The sequence below is a fragment of the Streptomyces europaeiscabiei genome (genome assembly GCF_001550375.1).
Lineage (GTDB): Bacteria > Actinomycetota > Actinomycetes > Streptomycetales > Streptomycetaceae > Streptomyces > Streptomyces europaeiscabiei.
The window spans coordinates 1-639 of record NZ_LRTR01000197.1 but is presented as its reverse complement, the minus strand read 5'-3'; the positions used below and the strand labels follow the sequence as shown (position 1 = coordinate 639).

The window sequence follows — 639 nt, the reverse complement described above, 5'->3', positions numbered from 1 at the left end:
GGGGCGGTGCGGCCCCAGCCGGTGACGGGAACGGTGCGGCCGGGGCTCGGGGGTACGGGAGCCGGAGGGGCTGCGGTGGCGTCGGCTGGCATGCCCGCGACCGTATCGCCGCGTATGCGAAGGAATCGGGCGCGTCGGCCCGGCCGCTCTGCCGCCTCACCGAAATGGGTGATTAATGGGATGTCGTTCTAGATTGCCGCAGCTCTTGGGTGGCCGCCTAGAAGAGTGGCATCGCATGGATGAAGTTGACGTCGTCGACGGCGTGCGTGGCCTGGACCGGCGGTTGCTCTCCGTGCTCCACGCCCGTGGCGCGGACCCGCGCGTCGCGGTCGCCGCGCGTGGACTGTCCTGGACCGGGGAGCACGGCCTGCTGTGGCTCGCGGCCGGGCTCACGGGCGCCGCCGTCGACCGGGAGCGGCGCGGAGTATGGCTGCGGGGCACGGCGCTGACCGCCGGGGCGCACCTGGCCAGCATGGGCGCCAAAAGAGTCGTACGACGGCCCCGACCCGCGCATGTCGAACCCCTGGTCCGCACGGCCGGACGGCACTCCTTCCCCAGCTCGCACGCGAGTTCGGCGGCAGCGGCGGTGGCCGTGGTGGCGCACGGGGCCTCGGGCGCCCCGCTCGTGCTCGCCGCCGC

General features: G+C 74.3%; 1 protein-coding gene. It reads left to right on the top strand.

What is annotated here, in order from left to right; genetic code table 11:
- Positions 1-235 precede the first annotated feature (235 nt).
- The coding region (locus AWZ10_RS09600) for a hypothetical protein (RefSeq protein WP_060890867.1) at positions 236-639 on the top strand (404 nt) is incomplete at its 3' end.